Source organism: Pedococcus aerophilus (assembly GCF_039532215.1).
Classification (GTDB): Bacteria; Actinomycetota; Actinomycetes; order Actinomycetales; family Dermatophilaceae; genus Pedococcus; species Pedococcus aerophilus.
Window position 1 is genome coordinate 1,817,226 of record NZ_BAAARN010000001.1, and the last position, 17,470, is coordinate 1,834,695.

General features: G+C 71.1%; 14 protein-coding genes. All 14 read right to left on the minus strand.

Annotation, left to right across the window (positions count from 1 at the left end; translation table 11 throughout):
* Positions 1-65: 65 nt before the first annotated feature.
* Positions 66-1,379 carry a guanine deaminase gene (locus tag ABD286_RS08615; RefSeq protein WP_344192192.1) on the minus strand — a complete coding sequence of 438 codons (1,314 nt, stop codon included), beginning with the start codon at positions 1,377-1,379 and terminating at the stop codon, positions 66-68.
* The gene (gene xdhC / locus ABD286_RS08620) at positions 1,376-2,254 is read right to left on the minus strand and encodes a xanthine dehydrogenase accessory protein XdhC (RefSeq protein ID WP_344192194.1); all 879 of its coding nucleotides are present in this window, start codon (positions 2,252-2,254) and stop codon (positions 1,376-1,378) included. The genes ABD286_RS08615 and xdhC overlap by 4 nt, the downstream gene beginning before the upstream one ends.
* A 1-nt stretch (position 2,255) precedes the next feature.
* Positions 2,256-4,715, minus strand: a complete 2,460-nt coding sequence (xdhB, locus tag ABD286_RS08625; RefSeq protein ID WP_344192196.1) for a xanthine dehydrogenase molybdopterin binding subunit — start codon at positions 4,713-4,715, stop codon at positions 2,256-2,258.
* Positions 4,712-6,193 (minus strand): xanthine dehydrogenase small subunit, encoded by a 1,482-nt coding sequence (locus tag ABD286_RS08630; RefSeq protein ID WP_344192198.1) that lies wholly within the window; start codon positions 6,191-6,193, stop codon positions 4,712-4,714. Before ABD286_RS08630 ends, xdhB begins: the two co-directional genes overlap by 4 nt.
* A 211-nt stretch (positions 6,194-6,404) precedes the next feature.
* Complete coding sequence (locus ABD286_RS08635; RefSeq protein ID WP_344192200.1) at positions 6,405-7,163, minus strand: aspartate/glutamate racemase family protein; 759 nt, start codon at positions 7,161-7,163, stop codon at positions 6,405-6,407.
* Complete coding sequence (locus ABD286_RS08640; RefSeq protein ID WP_344192202.1) at positions 7,160-8,722, minus strand: NCS1 family nucleobase:cation symporter-1; 1,563 nt, start codon at positions 8,720-8,722, stop codon at positions 7,160-7,162. The genes ABD286_RS08635 and ABD286_RS08640 overlap by 4 nt, the downstream gene beginning before the upstream one ends.
* A 165-nt stretch (positions 8,723-8,887) precedes the next feature.
* A complete protein-coding gene (locus tag ABD286_RS08645; RefSeq protein ID WP_344192204.1) occupies positions 8,888-9,580 on the minus strand; it encodes a GntR family transcriptional regulator in 693 nt (230 codons plus the stop codon).
* Positions 9,581-9,671: 91 nt separating this feature from the next.
* Positions 9,672-10,508 carry a bifunctional allantoicase/(S)-ureidoglycine aminohydrolase gene (locus ABD286_RS08650; protein WP_344192206.1) on the minus strand — a complete coding sequence of 279 codons (837 nt, stop codon included), beginning with the start codon at positions 10,506-10,508 and terminating at the stop codon, positions 9,672-9,674.
* Positions 10,505-11,884: an allantoinase AllB gene (allB, locus tag ABD286_RS08655; RefSeq protein ID WP_425565327.1), complete on the minus strand. Its 1,380-nt coding sequence runs from the start codon at positions 11,882-11,884 to the stop codon at positions 10,505-10,507. The genes ABD286_RS08650 and allB overlap by 4 nt, the downstream gene beginning before the upstream one ends.
* Positions 11,881-12,765: a fumarylacetoacetate hydrolase family protein gene (locus ABD286_RS08660; protein WP_344192208.1), complete on the minus strand. Its 885-nt coding sequence runs from the start codon at positions 12,763-12,765 to the stop codon at positions 11,881-11,883. The genes allB and ABD286_RS08660 overlap by 4 nt, the downstream gene beginning before the upstream one ends.
* Positions 12,762-13,910, minus strand: coding sequence for a glycerate kinase (locus tag ABD286_RS08665; protein ID WP_344192210.1), 1,149 nt, complete (start codon positions 13,908-13,910; stop codon positions 12,762-12,764). The genes ABD286_RS08660 and ABD286_RS08665 overlap by 4 nt, the downstream gene beginning before the upstream one ends.
* A gap of 9 nt (positions 13,911-13,919) precedes the next feature.
* Positions 13,920-15,698, minus strand: a complete 1,779-nt coding sequence (gene gcl / locus ABD286_RS08670) for a glyoxylate carboligase (protein ID WP_344192212.1) — start codon at positions 15,696-15,698, stop codon at positions 13,920-13,922.
* Between the two features lie 32 nt (positions 15,699-15,730).
* Positions 15,731-16,615 carry a 2-hydroxy-3-oxopropionate reductase gene (locus ABD286_RS08675; protein ID WP_344192214.1) on the minus strand — a complete coding sequence of 295 codons (885 nt, stop codon included), beginning with the start codon at positions 16,613-16,615 and terminating at the stop codon, positions 15,731-15,733.
* A 27-nt stretch (positions 16,616-16,642) separates the two neighbouring features.
* On the minus strand, positions 16,643-17,458 hold the full coding sequence (locus ABD286_RS08680) for a hydroxypyruvate isomerase family protein (RefSeq protein WP_344193325.1): 816 nt from the start codon (positions 17,456-17,458) through the stop codon (positions 16,643-16,645).
* Positions 17,459-17,470: the final 12 nt, after the last annotated feature.

A 17,470-nucleotide genomic window follows, 5' to 3' on the forward strand; every position in this document is an offset into this window, starting at 1 on the left:
GTGGTTGCTCGACAACACGGCGCACATGGAGCCCGTTTGGTCGAGCAACCGCCGTTTCGTGGGGTTCAGCGGGTGGCGGGGCGGCGGAACCGTCCGGCGGCGATCTGGTCGCCGCCGACCCAGACGCCCTCGATGTCGGTCGTCGTGCCGAGCGCGAACACCTTGGCCAGCGCGTCCAGCGTCGAGCTGGCGTTGCCCAGCCCGACGTCGAGCGGGTTGCCAGCCTGCGGCAGCACCCACACCGCGTCGAACTGCTTGCCCACGGACAGGTCACCGACCTCGTCGGCAAGGCCCAGCGCATCGGCTCCTGCCGACGTCGCCAGCCAGAGCAGGTGGGCCGAGGTCAGGGCCACGCCATCGGCACCGAGCAGCTGCTGCATGAAGTAGGCCTGCAGGCCCTCCTTGAGCAACGAGAAGCCTGTGCCCGCACCGACATCCGAACCCAGTGCGACCCGGACCCCGTGGTCGAGGTGCCGCTGGAGGGGGAACAGCCCGCTGCCCAGCGCAGAGTTGCTCGTCGGGCAGTGCGAGACCGAGGCGCCCTGGCTGGCGAGCAGGGCGAGCTCCTCGTCCACGGGGTGCACGTTGTGGGCGAGCACCGAGTTGCGGTCGACCAGGCCGTGGTTCGCGTAGGTGTGGACGTAGTTCGTCCCGCCGAAGAGCCGCCGCACCTCGGCCACCTCGAAGAGGTTCTCGTTCACGTGGGAGGTGAACCACGAGCCCTGCACCTCCTTGAACGTCGCCGCGCAGGACTCGAGCATCGCGTCGCTGGCGGAGAAGGAGAAGCGGGGTGTCACGGCATACCGGAGGCGCCCCCGGCCGTGCCAGCGCTCGGCGAGCCCGCGTGCCTCGTCGTAGGCCCGGTCAGGCGTGGAGAGCAGCTCGGGCCGCAGGCTGCGGTCGGAGACCACGAGGCCCGTGGTGACGCGCAGGCCCGCCACGTCGGCGGCGGCGAACATCGAGTCGACCGCGGTGGCGAAGTGGGAGCCGAAGACCAGCGCCGTCGTCGTGCCGGCATCGACGAGGCCGGTGACGAAGTCGCGGGCCACGCCCTTGGCGTAGGCGACGTCGGCGAGCCGGGCCTCCTCCGGCAGGGCGCACTGGTCCAGCCAGTCGAGCAGCGGCATCCCGAGGCCACCGATGACACGGACCTGCGGGTAGTGGACGTGGGTGTCGACCAGGCCGGGCAGCAGCATGCCGCCGGGGAGCTCGATGACGACCTCGTCGGGATGGTCGGCACGGACGTCCGCGAAGGCGCCGCGGGCCGTGATCACCCCGGTGTCGTCGACGACGATGCCGCCGTCCTCCTCGGCGCGCAGGGCACCGCCGGCGAACGGGTCGCACGGGGTGTCGACGATGCGGGCGCGGTAGAGGGTCATCGCTCGGCTCCCACGGACTCGGTGGACTCGCTGGACCGGCTCGGTTCGGCGGTCGTCGCGGCCCGAGCCCGCTCGGCGCCGAACACGCGCAGCAGGTCGGCGGCCACGCTGACGGCGATGGTGGCCGGGTCCTTGCCGCCGCCGACGACGAGGTCGGGCAGGCCGATCGGCGTGGTGATGCGGGCGAGGGTCTCGGGTGAATGGCCTTCTGCCGCAAGGCGTTGCCGGAACCTGCTCCACTTCGCCGACGAGCCAATGAGCCCGATCGACGCCAGGTGGCCACAGCGCAGCGCCGTGTCGCAGAGCGCCGCGTCCTCGGCGTGGTCGTGGGTCATGACCAGGACGTGGGTGCCGCGCGGCACCTGGCCCAGGACCAGCTCGGGCACCGGCGCGTGGTGGACGTGCACCCGGGCGACGGCGTCGTCGAGGACCGCGAGGCGCTGCTCCGTGACGTGGTCGGCGCGCGAGTCGACGAGGTGCAGCTCGACGTCGTGCCGGGCGAGGATCCGCGCGAGCTCGAGGCCGACGTGGCCCATGCCGAAGATGGCGACCGAGGGAGCGACAGCCAGGGGTTCGAGGAGGATGACGACCTCTCCCCCGCAGCACTGCTGGCCGTGCTCGGCGCGGGCCTTGTCGTTGAGGGACAACGAGATCTGCTCAGGTGTGGCGGTCTCTTCGCTGAGCATCGTGCGTGCCCGGGCCACCGCGGTGGCCTCGAGGTTGCCCCCGCCGATGCTGTCCCAGGCGTCGTCGGCCGTGACGACCATCTTCGCCCCGGCCTCGCGCGGAGCGTGGCCACGGACGGAGACGAGCGTGACGAGGACACCGGTCCGGCGCTCCCGGCGGAGGCGCTCGACGGCTGCCAGCCAGTGCACGTCAGGCTCCACCGGGGGCGGACTGCGCGGCGAGCTCGGAGTGCGGGCGAAGCGGCCGGTCGTCGGCGTCGGGCTGGTCGGGGACCACGCCGGGAGCGCCCTCGTCCACGTGGCCGTGCTCGTCCTGGCCGGCGCCGCTGCGACGGGCCTGCTCCAGCGCCCACCAGACCGCTTCGGGGGTCGCTGGTGAGGCGAGGTCGACACTCGTGCCCGTCGGACCGAAGGCCGCCGCTGCCTGACGAAGCGCCTCACGCACCGAGAAGGCCAGCATGAGCGGGGGCTCGCCGACCGCCTTGGAGCCGTAGACCGCGCCGTCCTCGTGGGCCCGCTCGAGCAGCGCGACGTTGAAGACCTCGGGCATCTCGGAGAAGCTGGGCAGCTTGTAGGTGCTGGCGGCCTGGGTCGCGAGTCGGCCACGGGAGGGCCGGTCGCTCTCGTCCCAGCGCAGGTCCTCGAGCGTCAGCCAACCGGCGCCCTGGACGAACGCACCCTCGACCTGGCCGATGTCGACCAGCGGCGACAGGCTGTCGCCGACGTCGTGGACGATGTCGACCCGCCGGGTGCGGTAGGCCCCCGTGAACCCGTCGACCTCGACCTCGGTCGCCGCGACGCCGTACGAGAAGTACTTGAACGGCGAGCCGTGCATGATCGAGGAGTCCCAGTGCAGTCCCTCGGTCCGGTAGAAGCCGGCGGCCCAGAGCTGCACCCGCTGGAAGTACGCCTGGTTCACGAGGTCGGCCCACGCGACGGACTCGCCGCCACCGACCGTGGTCACCTGGCCGTCGACGAAGCGCACGTCGGCGGGGTGCACGCCGAGCCGACGCCCGGCGACCTCGCGCAGCCGTTCGAGCACCTGCTCGCAGGCGTTCTTCACGGCGCCACCGTTGAGGTCGGCGCCCGAGCTCGCCGCCGTGGCCGACGTGTTGGGCACCTTGTCGGTGCGGGTCGGCGCGAGCCGTACCGTCGACAGCGGCACCCCGAGCGTGGTCGCCGCGACCTGGAGCATCTTGGTGTGCAGGCCCTGGCCCATCTCGGTGCCACCGTGGGTGATGAGCACCGAGCCGTCCTTGTAGACGTGCACGAGCGCACCGGCCTGGTTGAAGGCGGTGAAGTTGAACGAGATCCCGAACTTCACCGGTGTCACGGCCAGGCCGCGCTTGGCGTGCTCGTGCGTCGCGTTGAACTCCTCGATCTCCGCCTGACGCGCACGGACGTCACCGGTGGCCAGCACCTGGTCCCAGCAGACCGCGACCCTCTCGGGGTGCCGGACGGGCTGCCCGTACGGCGTGCTCTGCCCATCCGCGTAGAAGTTCCGGCTGCGCAGGTCGATCGGGTCGATCCCCAGCAGTGGCGCGCACCGACCGAGGATGTCCTCGATGACGAGCATCCCCTGGGGACCGCCGAACCCGCGGAACGCCGTCTGGGACGTCTTGTGGGACTTGGCGATCCGGCCGTTCACCCGGATGTTGGGGATCCAGTATGCGTTGTCGATGTGGCAGAGCGCCCGGGCCAGGACCGGCTCGGACAGGTCGAGGCTCCAGCCACCGTCGGACGTGAGCGTCGCGTCGAGCGCTTGGATCAGACCTGAGTCGTCGAACGCCACCCGCCACTGCGCGTGGAACCCGTGCCGCTTGCCGGACATCGTCATGTCCTGGGTGCGCGTGAGGCGCAGCCGCACCGGGCGCCCAGTGAGCCGCGCACCGAGGGCGGCGATGGCGGCATACCCGTGGGGTTGCATCTCCTTGCCCCCGAAACCGCCACCCATGCGCAGGCACTGCACCGTGACCTCGTTGCTCGGCACGCCGAGGACGTGGGCCACGATGTCCTGGGTCTCGGTGGGGTGCTGGGTGCTGCTCTGGATGAAGACCTGGCCGTTCTCGTCCACGAGGGCGAGCGAGGCGTGCGTCTCGAGGTAGAAGTGCTCCTGCCCGGCGAACTCGAACTCACCGCTGAACACGTGGGCCGCATCATCGAAGCCGGCGTCGACGTCACCCCGCTCGACCTTCGGCCGTGCCCCTTGGAAGCTGTCGGCCTCGATCGCCTCGCGGACGCTGACGATCGACGGCAGCGGCTCGTAGTCGACCTCGACGGCCAGCGAGCCGAGGCGCGCGGCCTCGAGCGTCTCGCCGAGGACCCAGCAGACCGCGTGGCCGTGGAACATGACCTCGGAGGGGAACAGCGGCTCGTCGTGCTTCACGCCCGCGTCGTTGACCCCGGGGACGTCCTCCGCGGTGAGGACCCGGACCACGCCGGGGACGTCGTACGCCGGAGCCGTGCGCAGCCCGGTCACCAGGGCGTGCGCGTGCGGCGCCTGCACCGGGTGGGCGTGCAGGACGGCGTGGGTGCGCTGGACCAGGTCGTCGGTGTAGAGCGCAAGACCGGTGACGTGCAGCGCCGCCGCCTCGTGCGGGATGTCCTGTCCGACAACAGAGTTCGCCGGGCGTTCGGAGAGTGCGCTCATGCTCCCACCTCCTGCGGGGTCGCGGTCTGGGCATGCAGCTTGAGGAGGGCGGTGCCGAGCATGGCCGAGCGGTATGGCGCGCTGGCGCGGTGGTCGTCGAGCGGGGTTCCTTCGCGTCCCATCACCTCCGCCGCGGCGCGGACGACGTCGGTCGTCCACGGCTGCCCCTCGAGGGCGGCCTCGGTGGCCAGGGCACGGATCGGGGTGGCTGCGACTCCACCCAGGCCGATGCGCGCCTTGGCGACGACACCGTCCTGCACGTCGAGGGCGAAGCCGATCGCGACGCTGGAGATGTCGTCGAACCTGCGCTTGGCGATCTTGTGGAATGCAGCGATCCCGCTGACGGGCAACGGGATCCGCACGGCGCGGATGAGCTCGTCGTCACGCTTGACGGTCTGGCGGTAGCCGGTGAAGTAGTCCGCCAGTGGCACCTCGCGGTCACCGTCGACGGAGGCGAGCACCACGACCGCCTCCAGGGCGAGCAGCGCCGGCGGGGTGTCGCCGATCGGCGAACCGGTGCCGAGGTTGCCCCCGAAGGTTGCGCCGTTGCGGATCAGGCGCGACGCGAACTGCGGGAACAGCTGGTCCAGCAACGGGATCCGCCCCTCGAGCCCCCGCTCGACCTCGCTCAGCGTGAGCGCGGCGCCGATCTCGACGGAGTCGTCGCCGACGTGGAAGGTGCGCAGCTCCGGCAGCCGGTCGATGCCGATGGCGTATGGCGCGCGGATGCCGCGGATGTTGACCTCGACGCCCCAGTCCGTGGAGCCGGCGACGAGGACCGCACCGGGGTGCTCGGCGAGCAGCGCCAAGGCCTGCGGGAGGTCGGCGGGGCGCTCGAAGATCCCGCTCGCGCCCTCGAGCCGGGTGTGGGCGGCGACCGGGGCCGGGCGGCTCGACCGCTCGGCGAACGGGTCACCCTCGGCGGGCTGCTCCAGCGCGTAGGCGGCGTCCCGGATCGGGCGGTACCCGGTGCAGCGACACAGGTTGCCGGACAGCGCGTGCAGGTCGAAGCCGTTCTCCCCGTGCTCGTGGTCGGCCTCGTGCGTGTGCGGGCCGGAGCCGTTGGAGGTCGCCGCCGCGGCGACCGGCTGCCGGTCGCCGCGGTAGAACTCCGCGGCCATGCTGCAGATGAAGCCGGGCGTGCAGTAGCCGCACTGCGACCCGCCGCGCACGGCCATCTCGCGCTGCACGGGGTGCAGCTCCTCGGGGGTGCCGAGGCCCTCGGCCGTGACGACCTCCTGGCCGTCGAGTGCGGCGGCGGGGATGAGGCAGGCGTTGACCGCGGTCCACCGGGAGGCGTCGCCGCCGTCGGGCCGGGCCACCATGACCGAGCAGGCGCCGCACTCACCCTCCGCGCAACCCTCCTTGGCCCCCGTCAGGCCCTGGGCCCGGAGGAAGTCCAGCGCGTTCGTCGCCGGGTCGACCCCGGTGAGGGGACGTGCCGTCCCGTTGACCATGACCTCGTGCTGTGACGCCATACCGCAACTCCCGTCCCCCGCAGTTGGGGTCCATCATCCACCCGGGCGGAATCGACCGGGTGCATGGTTGCGTGACGAGCGGGTCCGCCGGTTATCCATGCAGAACAACGGCCGCGGTGGAACTGCGACGACGGTATTCCTCTACAAACTGTTGAATCAAGGGTTTCGGGCGACCTGTTTCACGGGCTGGACCACGAGAGTCCACGAGGCGTCAGCGACCGAAGGCGGCGAGGGCTCCGGTGTAGGCCTTCGGCGGGGGCGGGGCGAGCTCACCGTGGGTCGCGGGCCGAAGCCCCTGCCGCACCAGTGACTCCGCGAGCAGCGTCCCCGCCGCGACCCCGTCGACGACCGGGACGCCCAGCTGCTCGGTGAGCAGCTCGGGCAGCCCCGCCATGCCCGCACACCCGAGCACGATGGCGTCGCTGCCGTCCTGGGCCAGAGCGGTCTTCGCGAAGGCGAGGATGACGGCATACGTGTGGTCCTGGTCCTCCTCGAGCTCGAGGACGGGGATGTCGCACGCATGGACCCCGGCGCACTGGCGCTCGAGCCCATAGGTGCGGGTGAGGTCCCACGCGCGGCCGACCGTGCGGCTCATCGTCGTGACGACGCTGAACGACCGACCGAGCAGCGAGGCGGTCTTCATCGCCGCCTCGGCGATGCCGATCACCGGCCTGGACGCGGCCTCCCGCGCCGCGTCCAGGCCGGGGTCCCCGAAGCAGGCGAGCACGAACGCGTCGGCCTGCGAGTCCTGGCGGATGATCTCGAGCACTCCCGGGACGCTGAGCGCCTCGTCGTAGTGGCTCTCGATCGACGCGGGGCCCATCGCCGGGGTGCGCCCGGTCACCACGGTGGTGGGCCCGGCGACCCGCTTCGCCTCCGCCTCGATCAGGGCGGTCATGGAGGCCGTGGTGTTGGGGTTGATGACGGTGAGGCGTATGGCGCCCGCCTCGACACCGGTCGCGGCCCTCACTCGGTCACGACCTTGCCGTCGCACTTGGCGGCGAGCTGCTCGGCGCCGATCCCCATGCGGGGGGCGATGAGGCAGTAGGCAGCGAAGCCGATGCCGCACCCGATGAACCAGCTGTAGTCGTCGAAGCGGTTGATGCCCGGGACGAAGACCGCGAGGATCGCGCACAGGGCGGCGATGCCCGTGGCCCAGATCGCCGAGGGGTTGTAGCCCTTGGTGTAGTGGTACGCGCCGGACTCGTCGAGGGTGAACAGGTCGTCGATGCAGACCTGCTGCTTGTGCACGACGTAGTAGTGGGCGATGAGGACCCCGAAGAGTGGACCGATGAAGGCGCCCAGGGTGTCCAGCGTGTAGTGGATCGTCTCGGGGCTGTTGTAGAGGTTCCACGGGGTGAGGAGCACCGAGCCGACCGCGGCGATCATGCCGCCCATCCGCCAGCTGATCTTCTGCGGGCTGACGTTGGAGAAGTCGAACGCCGGGGAGACGAAGTTGGCGACGATGTTGATGCCGATCGTGGCCGTGGTGAACGTCAGGGCGGCCAGGACGAGGGCGAAGGTGTTGTCGATACGACCCACCGTGGCCACCGGGTCGGTGATGAGCTCGCCGTAGACGGGAAGGGTCGCGGCGGCGGTGAGGACGGTCAGCAGCGAGAAGAAGACGAAGTTGACCGGCAGGCCCCAGAAGTTGCCCTTCTTGACGGCCTCGAACGACTTGCCGTAGCGCGAGAAGTCACCGAAGTTGAGCATCGGGCCGGAGAAGTAGGAGACCACCAGCGCGGTCGCGGCGAGCATCGTCGTGAAGACCTTGCCGCCGGAGAGCTGCTCGCCCGACAGGTTGAGGTTGACGTTCCAGTCGGCCTTGGACAGCAGGTAGACGCACAGCGCGATCATGACGACGTAGACGGCCGGACCGGCGAAGTCGATGAACTTGCGGATCGTGTTCATGCCGGTCCAGAAGACCGCTGCCTGCGCGACCCACAGGAGGGCGAACGTCGCGTAGCCGAGGGTGGAGAGGCCGAGGAACCCGTGCTGGTCCACGTCGGCATACGGCTGGAGCGCCGGCCACATGCGGACCAGCAGGATGTCGAGCGAGGCCGACGCGAGGTAGGTCTGGATGCCGTACCAGGCCACGGCGATGAGGCCGCGGATGATGGCCGGGATGTTGGCGCCGAGGACCCCGAAGACCGAGCGGCAGATGACGGGGTACGGCACGCCAGTGCGCTGGCTCGGCTTGGCGACGAGGTTGCAGAAGAACAGCACGATGGTGATGCCGACGATGAGGCAGACGAACACCTGCCAGCTCGTCAGCCCGAGGGCGAAGAGGCTGCCGGCGGTGATGTAGCCGCCGACGCTGTGCACGTCGGACATCCAGAACGCGAAGATGTTGTACCAGGACCAGGTCTGCTCCTTGAGCGGCGCGAGGTCCTCGTTGGTCAGGCGCTCGTCGTACGACGGCTTGATCAGGCCTGCGCCCGCCCCGCCGTCGTGCTCGCCGTGGTGCGTCGCGAAGCCGGCGGCAGCGGCTGCTGCCTCGGTCTCGAAGGGCTTCTCAGTGGTGCTCATCCGGACTCCTTTGTCCACCGCGTCAGCCGCGGATCCTGCGGAGAACGCTAGGGAGAGTTCCGTTGGGGCAGAAGGCCTTGAACCGTATATCTGCGTATATCCCGAGCCCCCTTGCACTGGGCGCCGGACGTCGCGGCAACGGCGGCACCTCCACCGGCACCGGGCTCAGCCCTGGTCGCCGAGCCGCGAGATGCAGGCGGTGAGTCGCTCGTGGTGCGCGCTGCTGGCCTCCCGCAGCCCGGCGGCGTCCCGGGCGACGAACGCGTCGAGCATCGCCTGGTGGTCGACGCGCATCTCCTCGCGCTCGTCCTCGGTGACACGCATCATCGTCTGGACCGGCTCGGTGAGGTTCCAGGCGATGTCGAGCATGTGCAGCAGCCGCGGCATCCGGCACGGGGCCAGCAGGGCCTCGTGGAACTCACGGCTGGCCCGCTGGAAGCCGGCGGCGTCGCCGTCGGCCACGGCCCGCACGAGCTGCGCGTGGATGGCGCTCGCGCGGGCGTGGTCGACCGGGGTCGACTGCAGCGCAGCGGCATCGAGGGCTGCCGCCTCGAGGGCACCCCTGACGACGTAGAGCTCGTCGAGCTCGGCCGCCGAGAGGTCGGTGACGGTGTAGCCGAGCCGCGGCTGGTGCTCGAGCAGGCCTTCACCCAGGAGCGTCTTGAGCGCCTCGCGCACCGGGATGAGCGACACCCCGAAGAAGGCGGCGACGTCGTCGAGAGGGATCGGGCTCCCCGGCGGTACGGCACCGGAGGCGATGACCCGGCGCAGCTCGGACAGGACCTGCGGACCGGTCGCGTAGGCCCCCTCGCGCACGAGCAGGCTGACGATGCCCGACTGCCGTCGTGGCTGGTTCACGCCGCCCACCTGCCCCTCGCGCGCCATACGGGAGGACCGCCCGCGGTCCCCACGCCAACGCTGCCCATCATGCCCGTCCTGCGGCGCAGCGCTACACGAACTGGCGGCTGAGCTTCGCGTGCCGGTTGACGTCCTTGTAGAGCAGGTAGCGGAAGCGACCCGGACCGCCGGCGTAGCAGGCCTGCGGGCAGAACGCGCGCAGCCACATGAAGTCGCCCTCCTGCACCTCGACCCAGTCGTTGTTGAGCAGGTAGACGGCCTTGCCCTCGAGGACGTAGAGACCGTGCTCCATGACGTGGGTCTCGGGGAACGGGATCGCGCCGCCGGGCTCGAAGTTGACGATGTTGACGTGCATGTCGTGGCGCACGTCCTGGGGGTCGACGAAGCGCTGGGTCGTCCACACGCCGTCGGTGCCGGGCATCTCGCCGCCCTCGACGTCGGTCTCGTTGGTGACGAAGGGTTCCGGCACGTCGATGCCCTCGACGCGCTCGTACGCCTTGCGGATCCAGTGGAACTTCGCGGTCTCCTGCGAGTCGGCGCGCAGGGTCCACGCGCAGCCGGCGGGGAGGTACGCGTAGCCACCTGGACCGAGGTCGTGCGAGACGCCCTCGATGGTGAGCCGCAGCCCGCCCGCGACGACGAACACCACACCCTCCGCGCCCGGGTCGAGCTCGGGCTTGTCGGAGCCACCACCCGGCGAGACCTCGACGATGTACTGGGAGAAGGTCTCCGCGAACCCCGACAGCGGCCTCGCGATGACCCAGAGTCGCGTGTCGTCCCAGAACGGCAGGTTGCTCGTGACGATGTCGGTCATCGTCCCCCGCGGCAGCACGGCATACGCCTCGGTGAACACGGCCCGGTCGGTGGTCAGCTGGGTCTGCGGCGGCAGCCCGCCAGCGGGCGCGTAGTACTTCGGGGGCGTGGTCATGACTGTCCTCTCGTCAGGAGCCGACCGCGCGGGTCGGCATCGAGGTCGACCGGTGTGCCGTGCAGCCAGGTCTGGCGGACGACTCCGGTGAGCGTTCGGCCGGCATAGGCCGACACGGGGTTCTTGTGGTGCAGGTGGCTGATCTCGACGGTGAAGGCCTCGTCGGGCGCGAAGACGGCGAAGTTCGCCATCGCTCCCGGCTCGATGCGCCCGCGGTCGGTGAGGCCCGTCTGGTCGGCAGGCCCGGTCGCCATCCACCGCACGACGTCGGTCAGGGCGTGGCCGCGCTGGCGGGCGCCGGTCCACACCGCGGCCAGGCCGACCTGGAGACCGGCGATACCGCCCCAGGCCTGGCCGAAGTCACCGGTGTCGAACCGCTTGAGGTCCTCCGTGCAGGGCGAGTGGTCGGTGACGACGATGTCGATCGCGCCCTCGACCAGTCCGCCCCAGAGGAGCTCGCGGTTCTCGGCCTCACGGATCGGCGGGCAGCACTTGAACTCGGTCGCCCCGTCCGGGATCTCCTCTGCCGTGAAGGACAGGTAGTGCGGGCAGGTCTCGACCGTCAGCCGCACCCCGTCGGCCCGCGCGGAGCGGATCATCGGCAGGGCGTCCGAGCTCGACAGGTGCAGGATGTGCGCTCGGGCCCCGGTCCAGCGGGCGAGCTCGATGACCTGGGCGATGGCGAGGTTCTCGGCGCCGCGGGGTCGTGAGTGCAGGAACCGGTCGTACTCCTCGCCGTCGGCCGCAGCCGCGTGGTCGATGGCATGCGAGTCCTCGGCGTGGACGATCATCAGCGCGTCGAGCGACCCGGTCTCGCGCATCGCCTCCTCGAGCTGGTCCGGCTCGAGGTGGGGGAACTCGTCGACCCCCGAGTGCAGCAGGAAGCACTTGAACCCGAAGACACCCTCGTCGAACAACGGCTTGAGGTCCGGCACGTTCCCCGGGATGGCGCCGCCCCAGAAGCCCACGTCGACGTACGCCTGGTCGCGGGCGACGGCGCGCTTCTCCTCCAGGGCCGCGACGTTCACCGTCGGCGGGATGCTGTTGAGCGGCATGTCGATGATCGTCGTGACGCCACCGGCGGCGGCTGCGCGGGTGGCGCTGGCGAAGCCCTCCCACTCGGTGCGGCCCGGCTCGTTGACGTGGACGTGCGAGTCCACGAGGCCCGGCAGCAGCACCTCGTCGTCGGCGAGGTCGACGACGCGCGCACCTTCGGGGACCAGCGCGTCATACGCCTCCACGGCGACGATCCGCTCGCCCCTCACGTGCACGCTGGCCGAGGTCTCACGGCCCCCGACCACCGTCCGCCGCGCCCGCAGCACCACGTCTGCACCCACTGCCACACCTCGCCTCTCGTCCGTCGCCGACGTCGTCATCTTGTCACTCCGGCCTCGGGGTGCGTCGGCTCCGCCGCCGGGTCCACGATGCGGCTGCGCTGCCGGCCGAGCACGCCACCGTCGAGGGCGACGACGTCGCCGTGCCGAAGGTACGGCCGCGGCTCGGGCTGTCCCATCGCCACGCCGGCGGGAGTGCCGGTGATGACGAGGTCACCCGGCTCGAGGGTCATCAGGCGGCTCACGTACGCGAGGACCTCCCCCACCCCGAACACCATGTCGTCGGTCGTCCCGTCCTGGCGCGGTTCGTCGTTCACGGACAGTCGCAGCCGCAGCGCCCCCGGGTCGCCGACCTCGTCGGGGGTGACGAGCCACGGCCCCACCGGGCAGAACGTGTCGGCGGACTTGCCCTTGGTCCAGGTGCCGCCGTGGTCGAGCTGCATGGCGCGGTCGGAGACGTCGTGTGCGAGGACGTACCCCGCCACCGCCTCGAGCGCCCGGTCGGCGTCGGTCTCGTCGCGCAGGGTGCTTCCCAGGACGACGCCGAGCTCCACCTCGTAGTCGGTGCTCGTCGACCCGGGCAGCATCCGGATGTCGTCGGTGGGCCCGCAGACCGAGGTGGTCGCCTTGAGGAACACCACCGGCTCGGTGGGCAGCGGCGCTCCCGCCTCGGCGGCGTGGTCGGCGTAGTTGAGCCCGATGCCGACGACCTTGCCCGGTCGCGGGATCGGTGCCCCGAAACGGAGTCCGACGTCCTGCGCCACCGGCCGGAGCGTCTCCCCGTCCACGGCCGCGGGCACCGCTGCGAGGTCACCGAGCAGCGCGTCGAGATCGCCGAGTCCGGTCAGCTCGAGCAGTCGACCGTCGTCGGACACCACGACAGGTCGCTCCGCGCCGACAGCCCCGACCCTCGCGAACCTCATCGGGCACCCCCGAGGTGCTCGCGCGCGATCCTGGCCCCGAGTCGTTCGAGGAGCGGACCGGGCGCCTCCATCGCCTCCTGCTCGGAGGCCTCCCCGACGAGCGCGTATGCGGCGTCGATGCCGGCCGCCCTCAGGTCACCTTCGGTGAGCGAGACCCTTCCGGCCACCGCGACCACCGGGACCCCGACCTCCCGGGCTGCAGCGGCGACAGCGGCAGGAGCCTTGCCGTGCAACGTCTGCCGGTCCAGGGCACCTTCGCCGGTGACGACGAGGGCTGCGCCCGGAAGGGCGTCGTGGAGCCCCGTCAGCTCGAAGACGAGCTCGGCCCCGGGTCGCGTCGTGGCGCCTGCGACGGCCACGAGCCCGAAGCCGACACCTCCTGCCGCACCCGCCCCGGGGTCGTGCCGGTGGTCGGCACCGATGCTGGAGGCGACGAGGTCGGCCCAGCGGGCGAGAGCGGCGTCGAGGCGCTCCACGTCGTCGGGAGAGGCACCCTTCTGCGGCCCGTAGACGGCTGCGGCCCCACGCGAACCGGTGAGCGGGTTGTCGACGTCGCAGGCGACGACGACCTCTGCACCGGCGAGGCCCGGGTGCAGACCGGACAGGTCGAGGGCCTCGGCGTCCTCGAGACCGAGTCCGCCCGGACCCACCTCGTGGCCGTCAGCCGTGGTGATGCGCGCTCCCAGCGCCTGGAGCAGGCCTGCGCCACCGTCGGTGCTGGCGCTGCCACCGATGCCGACGACGACCCGACGGGCGCCGTCGTCGAGGGCAGCCGCGATGAGGTCGCCAGCTCCCCGGCTGGTCGCCGTGAGCGGCTGCCGACGCCCGTCGGGCAGGTGGTCGAGCCCGCACACCTCGGCGAGCTCGACGACCGCCTCGGTGCCGCGGGCGCCATACGCAGCCTTGCGGTCCTCGCCCGTCGGACCGTGGGCGGGCACGGTGACCCGGACGAACCCGGCGGCCTCGGCCGCGGCGAGCGTGCCGTCCCCGCCGTCGGCGACCGGCACCGTGACCACCTCGAGGTCAGGGAGCACCGACCGCAGCCCGGTGGCCACGTGGGTGGCCACCGCGGCAGCGGTGAGGGTGCCTTTGAACTTGTCGGGGGCGATCACGACACGACGTGTCGGCGGGGCGGGGACGGTCACGGGCAGGCCTCAGTCCAGGTTGGCGAAGACGGCGGTCGGGGCATCGGCTCCCCCGTTGGCGAGCTCCTCGAACTCGGTGACGTTCGCGATGCTCTGGCCCATCGAGACGTTGGTGACCCGCTCGAGGATGACCTCGACCACGACCGGGACGCGGTACTCCTGCGCCATCGCCTTGGCCTTCTCCAGCGCCGGCGCGATCTCCTCCGGGTCGAAGACGCGGATCGCCTTGCAGCCCAGGCCCTCGACGACCTTGACGTGGTCGACGCCGTAGCCGTTCAGCTCGGGAGCGTTGATGTTGTCGAAGGACAGCTGGACGCAGTAGTCCATCTCGAACCCGCGCTGCGCCTGCCGGATCAGGCCGAGGTAGGCGTTGTTCACGAGGACGTGGATGTACGGGATGTTGAACTGCGCACCGACCGCCAGCTCCTCGATCATGAACTGGAAGTCGTAGTCACCGGACAGCGCGACCACGGTCTCGTCGGGGACGGCCGTCGCGACGCCCAGGGCAGCGGGGACGGTCCAGCCGAGCGGTCCGGCCTGGCCGGCGTTGATCCAGTGGCGGTCCTTGTAGACGTGCAGCAGCTGGGCCGCCTGGATCTGGGACAGGCCGATCGTCGAGACGTACCGGACGTCGCGGCCGAAGGCGCGGTTCATCTCCTGGTAGACGCGCTGCGGCTTGATCGGCGTGACGTCGAAGTTTGTCTTGCGCCACAGGGTGCGCTTGCGCTGCTGGCAGGACTGCGCCCACTCGGTGCGGTCGCTCAGCAGGTTGGCATCGCGACGTTCACGGGCGACCTCGACGAAGAGCTCGAGGGCAGCCTTGGCGTCGCTGACGATGCTGTAGTCGGGGGCGAAGACGCGGCCGACCTGGGTGGGCTCGATGTCGACGTGGACGAAGGTGCGACCCTTCGTGTAGGTCTCGAGGTCGCCGGTGTGCCGGTTGGCCCAGCGGTTGCCGATGCCGAGGACGAAGTCCGCTTCGAGCATCGTCGCGTTGCCGTAGCGGTGGCTGGTCTGCAGTCCGACCATGCCGGCGTTGAGCTCGTGGTCGTCGGGGATGGTGCCCCAGCCCATGAGGGTCGGGACGACCGGCACCCCGGTCAGCTCGGCGAGCTCGACGAGCAGGGCCGCGGCGTCGGCGTTGATGACACCGCCCCCGGAGACGATGAGCGGCCTGGTGCTCGCCTCGAGCAGGTCGAGCGCCTTGCTCACCTGCGCCCGCGTCGCGGCCGGCTTGTAGACCGGCAGCGGCGCGTAGGTCTCGACGTCGAACTCGATCTCGGTCAGCTGGACGTCGATCGGCAGGTCGATGAGGACGGGCCCCGGACGCCCGGACCGCATGAGGTGGAACGCCTGCTGGAACGTGCCCGGCACCTGCGCCGCCTCGAGGACGGTGACCGCCATCTTGGTCAGCGGCTTGGCGATCGAGGAGATGTCGACAGCCTGGAAGTCCTCCTTGTGCAGCTTGGAGACCGGCGCCTGGCCGGTGATGCACAGGATCGGGATCGAGTCCGCGCTGGCGGAGTAGAGCCCGGTGATCATGTCGGTGCCCGCCGGGCCGCTCGTGCCGATGCAGACGCCGATGTTGCCGGCCTTGGCGCGGGTGTAGCCCTCGGCCATGTGCGAGGCGCCCTCGACGTGCCGGGCGAGCGTGTGGTGGAGGCCGCCGTTGGTCTCCATCGCCTTGTAGAACGGGTTGATCGCCGCCCCGGGCAGGCCGAAGACGTTGGTCACCCCCTCCAGCTTGAGGATCTCGACGGCCGCTTGGGCCGCAGTCATGCGTGCCATGGTGGTGCTCCTGGTCTTGACGAGGTCTGGGGTCAGTTGGCGAGCCGGCCGGACAGCCGCTCGACGCCGCGCAGCAGCGCGGAGTGGTCGAGTCCGCCGTCGCCGTTCGCGCGGGCGGAGGCCATCAGCTGGGCGACGAGGGCGCCGAGCGGTACGACGACCCCGGCCTCACGGGCGGCGGAGGTCACGATGCCCATGTCCTTGTGGTGCAGGTCGATCCGGAAGCCCGGGGTGAAGTCGTGCTTGGCCATGTTGGCCCGCTTCTGCTCGAGCACCTTCGACCCGGCGAGCCCGCCGCCGAGGACGTCGAGGGCGGCCTCGAGGTCGACGTCGTAGGCGTCGAGGAAGGTGACGGCCTCGGCGAGGGCCTGGATGTTGGCCGCGACGATGAGCTGGTTGGCGGCCTTGACCGTCTGCCCCGCTCCGTTGCCGCCGACGTGCACGATGGTCTTGCCGACGACGTCGAACAGCGGCTTGGCCTCCTCGAAGTCCTTGCCGTCACCTCCCACCATGATCGACAGGGCGGCGTTCTTCGCCCCGGCCTCGCCACCGGAGACGGGGGCGTCGAGCAGCCGGAAACCCTTGTCCTTGGCGGTCTTCGCGAGCTCTGCCGTGACGTCCGGGCGGATGGACGAGAAGTCGATGACGAGGGCGCCGGACCTGGCGTTCTCGAAGACCCCACCCTCGCCGGCGAGCACGTCCTGGACGTCAGGGCTGTCGGGCACCATCACGGCGACCACGTCGACGTCCTTGACGGCCTCGGCGATCGAGCCGGCCGCTCGGCCACCGGCGTCGACCAGCGGCTGGGTCTTGTCGGGGTGCAGGTTGTAGCCGACGACGTCGTGGCCGGCCTCCTGGAGGTGGACGGCCATGGGGCTGCCCATGATGCCGAGTCCGATGAAGGCGATGCTGGTCATGTCGTTCTCCTTGCTGGGGTCAGGTGGTCAGGCGGTGGCGGCGCGTCGTTCGCGCGGCAGCCAGGCGAAGCTCTCGGGAGTCGTCGTGGTGGTGGGCTTGTACTCCAGGCCGACCCACCCGGCATACCCGCGCTGCGCGAGGTCCCCGAGGTGGCGCTGGAGGTCGAGGTCGCCGCTGCCGGGCTCGCCCCGGCCGGGGGCGTCGGCGATCTGGACGTGACCGGTGACGTCGACGTGGGCACGGATGGCTGCGTCGAGGTCGTCGCCGTTGGAGGCGAGGTGGAACAGGTCGAGCAGGAAGGCGACGTTGTCGGCGCCGGCCGCTCGGACGTCCTCGACGACCGACACCGCATCGGCTGCCGTCCGCAGCGGATAGGGCTTCGGGCCGCTGACCGACTCGACGAGGACCGTCGCCCCGATGGTGGAGGCTGCCTTGGCCGCGGCGGCGATCGACTCACGGCCCAGCTCGTCCTGCTCCTGCGCCGAGGCGCCGTCGACCCGGTTGCCGAAGAGGGCGTTGAACGCCGAGGCCCCCAGCCGCTCGCCGATGCCGACGGCCACGTCCACGTTGTCGCGGAACTCCCTCACCCGGTCGGGGATCGACAGGACGCCGCAGTCGGGCCCGGCGAGGTCACCCGCGAAGAAGTTGAGGCCGACGAGCTGCACGCCCGCGTCCTGGACCGCCGAGACGAAGGAGTCGACATCGCGGTCGGACGGGACGGGCTGGTCCGGCCAGGGCCACCAGAACTCGACGGCGTCGAACCCTGCCGCCTTGGCGGCAGCGGGGCGCTCGAGCAGCGGCAGCTCGCCGAAGAGGATCGAGCAGTTCACGAGGTAGCGCAGTCCGTGGTCAGT

What these genes read in the sequence shown, in the direction of transcription:
- ABD286_RS08615 (WP_344192192.1), bottom strand. Translation starts at nt 1,379, where the DNA reads ATGACCCTCTACCGCGCCCGCATCGTCGACACCCCGTGCGACCCGTTC.
- xdhB (WP_344192196.1), bottom strand. Translation starts at nt 4,715, where the DNA reads ATGAGCGCACTCTCCGAACGCCCGGCGAACTCTGTTGTCGGACAGGAC.
- ABD286_RS08630 (WP_344192198.1), bottom strand. Translation starts at nt 6,193, where the DNA reads ATGGCGTCACAGCACGAGGTCATGGTCAACGGGACGGCACGTCCCCTC.
- ABD286_RS08640 (WP_344192202.1), bottom strand. Translation starts at nt 8,722, where the DNA reads ATGAGCACCACTGAGAAGCCCTTCGAGACCGAGGCAGCAGCCGCTGCC.
- ABD286_RS08650 (WP_344192206.1), bottom strand. Translation starts at nt 10,508, where the DNA reads ATGACCACGCCCCCGAAGTACTACGCGCCCGCTGGCGGGCTGCCGCCG.
- allB (WP_425565327.1), bottom strand. Translation starts at nt 11,884, where the DNA reads ATGACGACGTCGGCGACGGACGAGAGGCGAGGTGTGGCAGTGGGTGCA.
- ABD286_RS08660 (WP_344192208.1), bottom strand. Translation starts at nt 12,765, where the DNA reads ATGAGGTTCGCGAGGGTCGGGGCTGTCGGCGCGGAGCGACCTGTCGTG.
- gcl (WP_344192212.1), bottom strand. Translation starts at nt 15,698, where the DNA reads ATGGCACGCATGACTGCGGCCCAAGCGGCCGTCGAGATCCTCAAGCTG.
- ABD286_RS08675 (WP_344192214.1), bottom strand. Translation starts at nt 16,615, where the DNA reads ATGACCAGCATCGCCTTCATCGGACTCGGCATCATGGGCAGCCCCATG.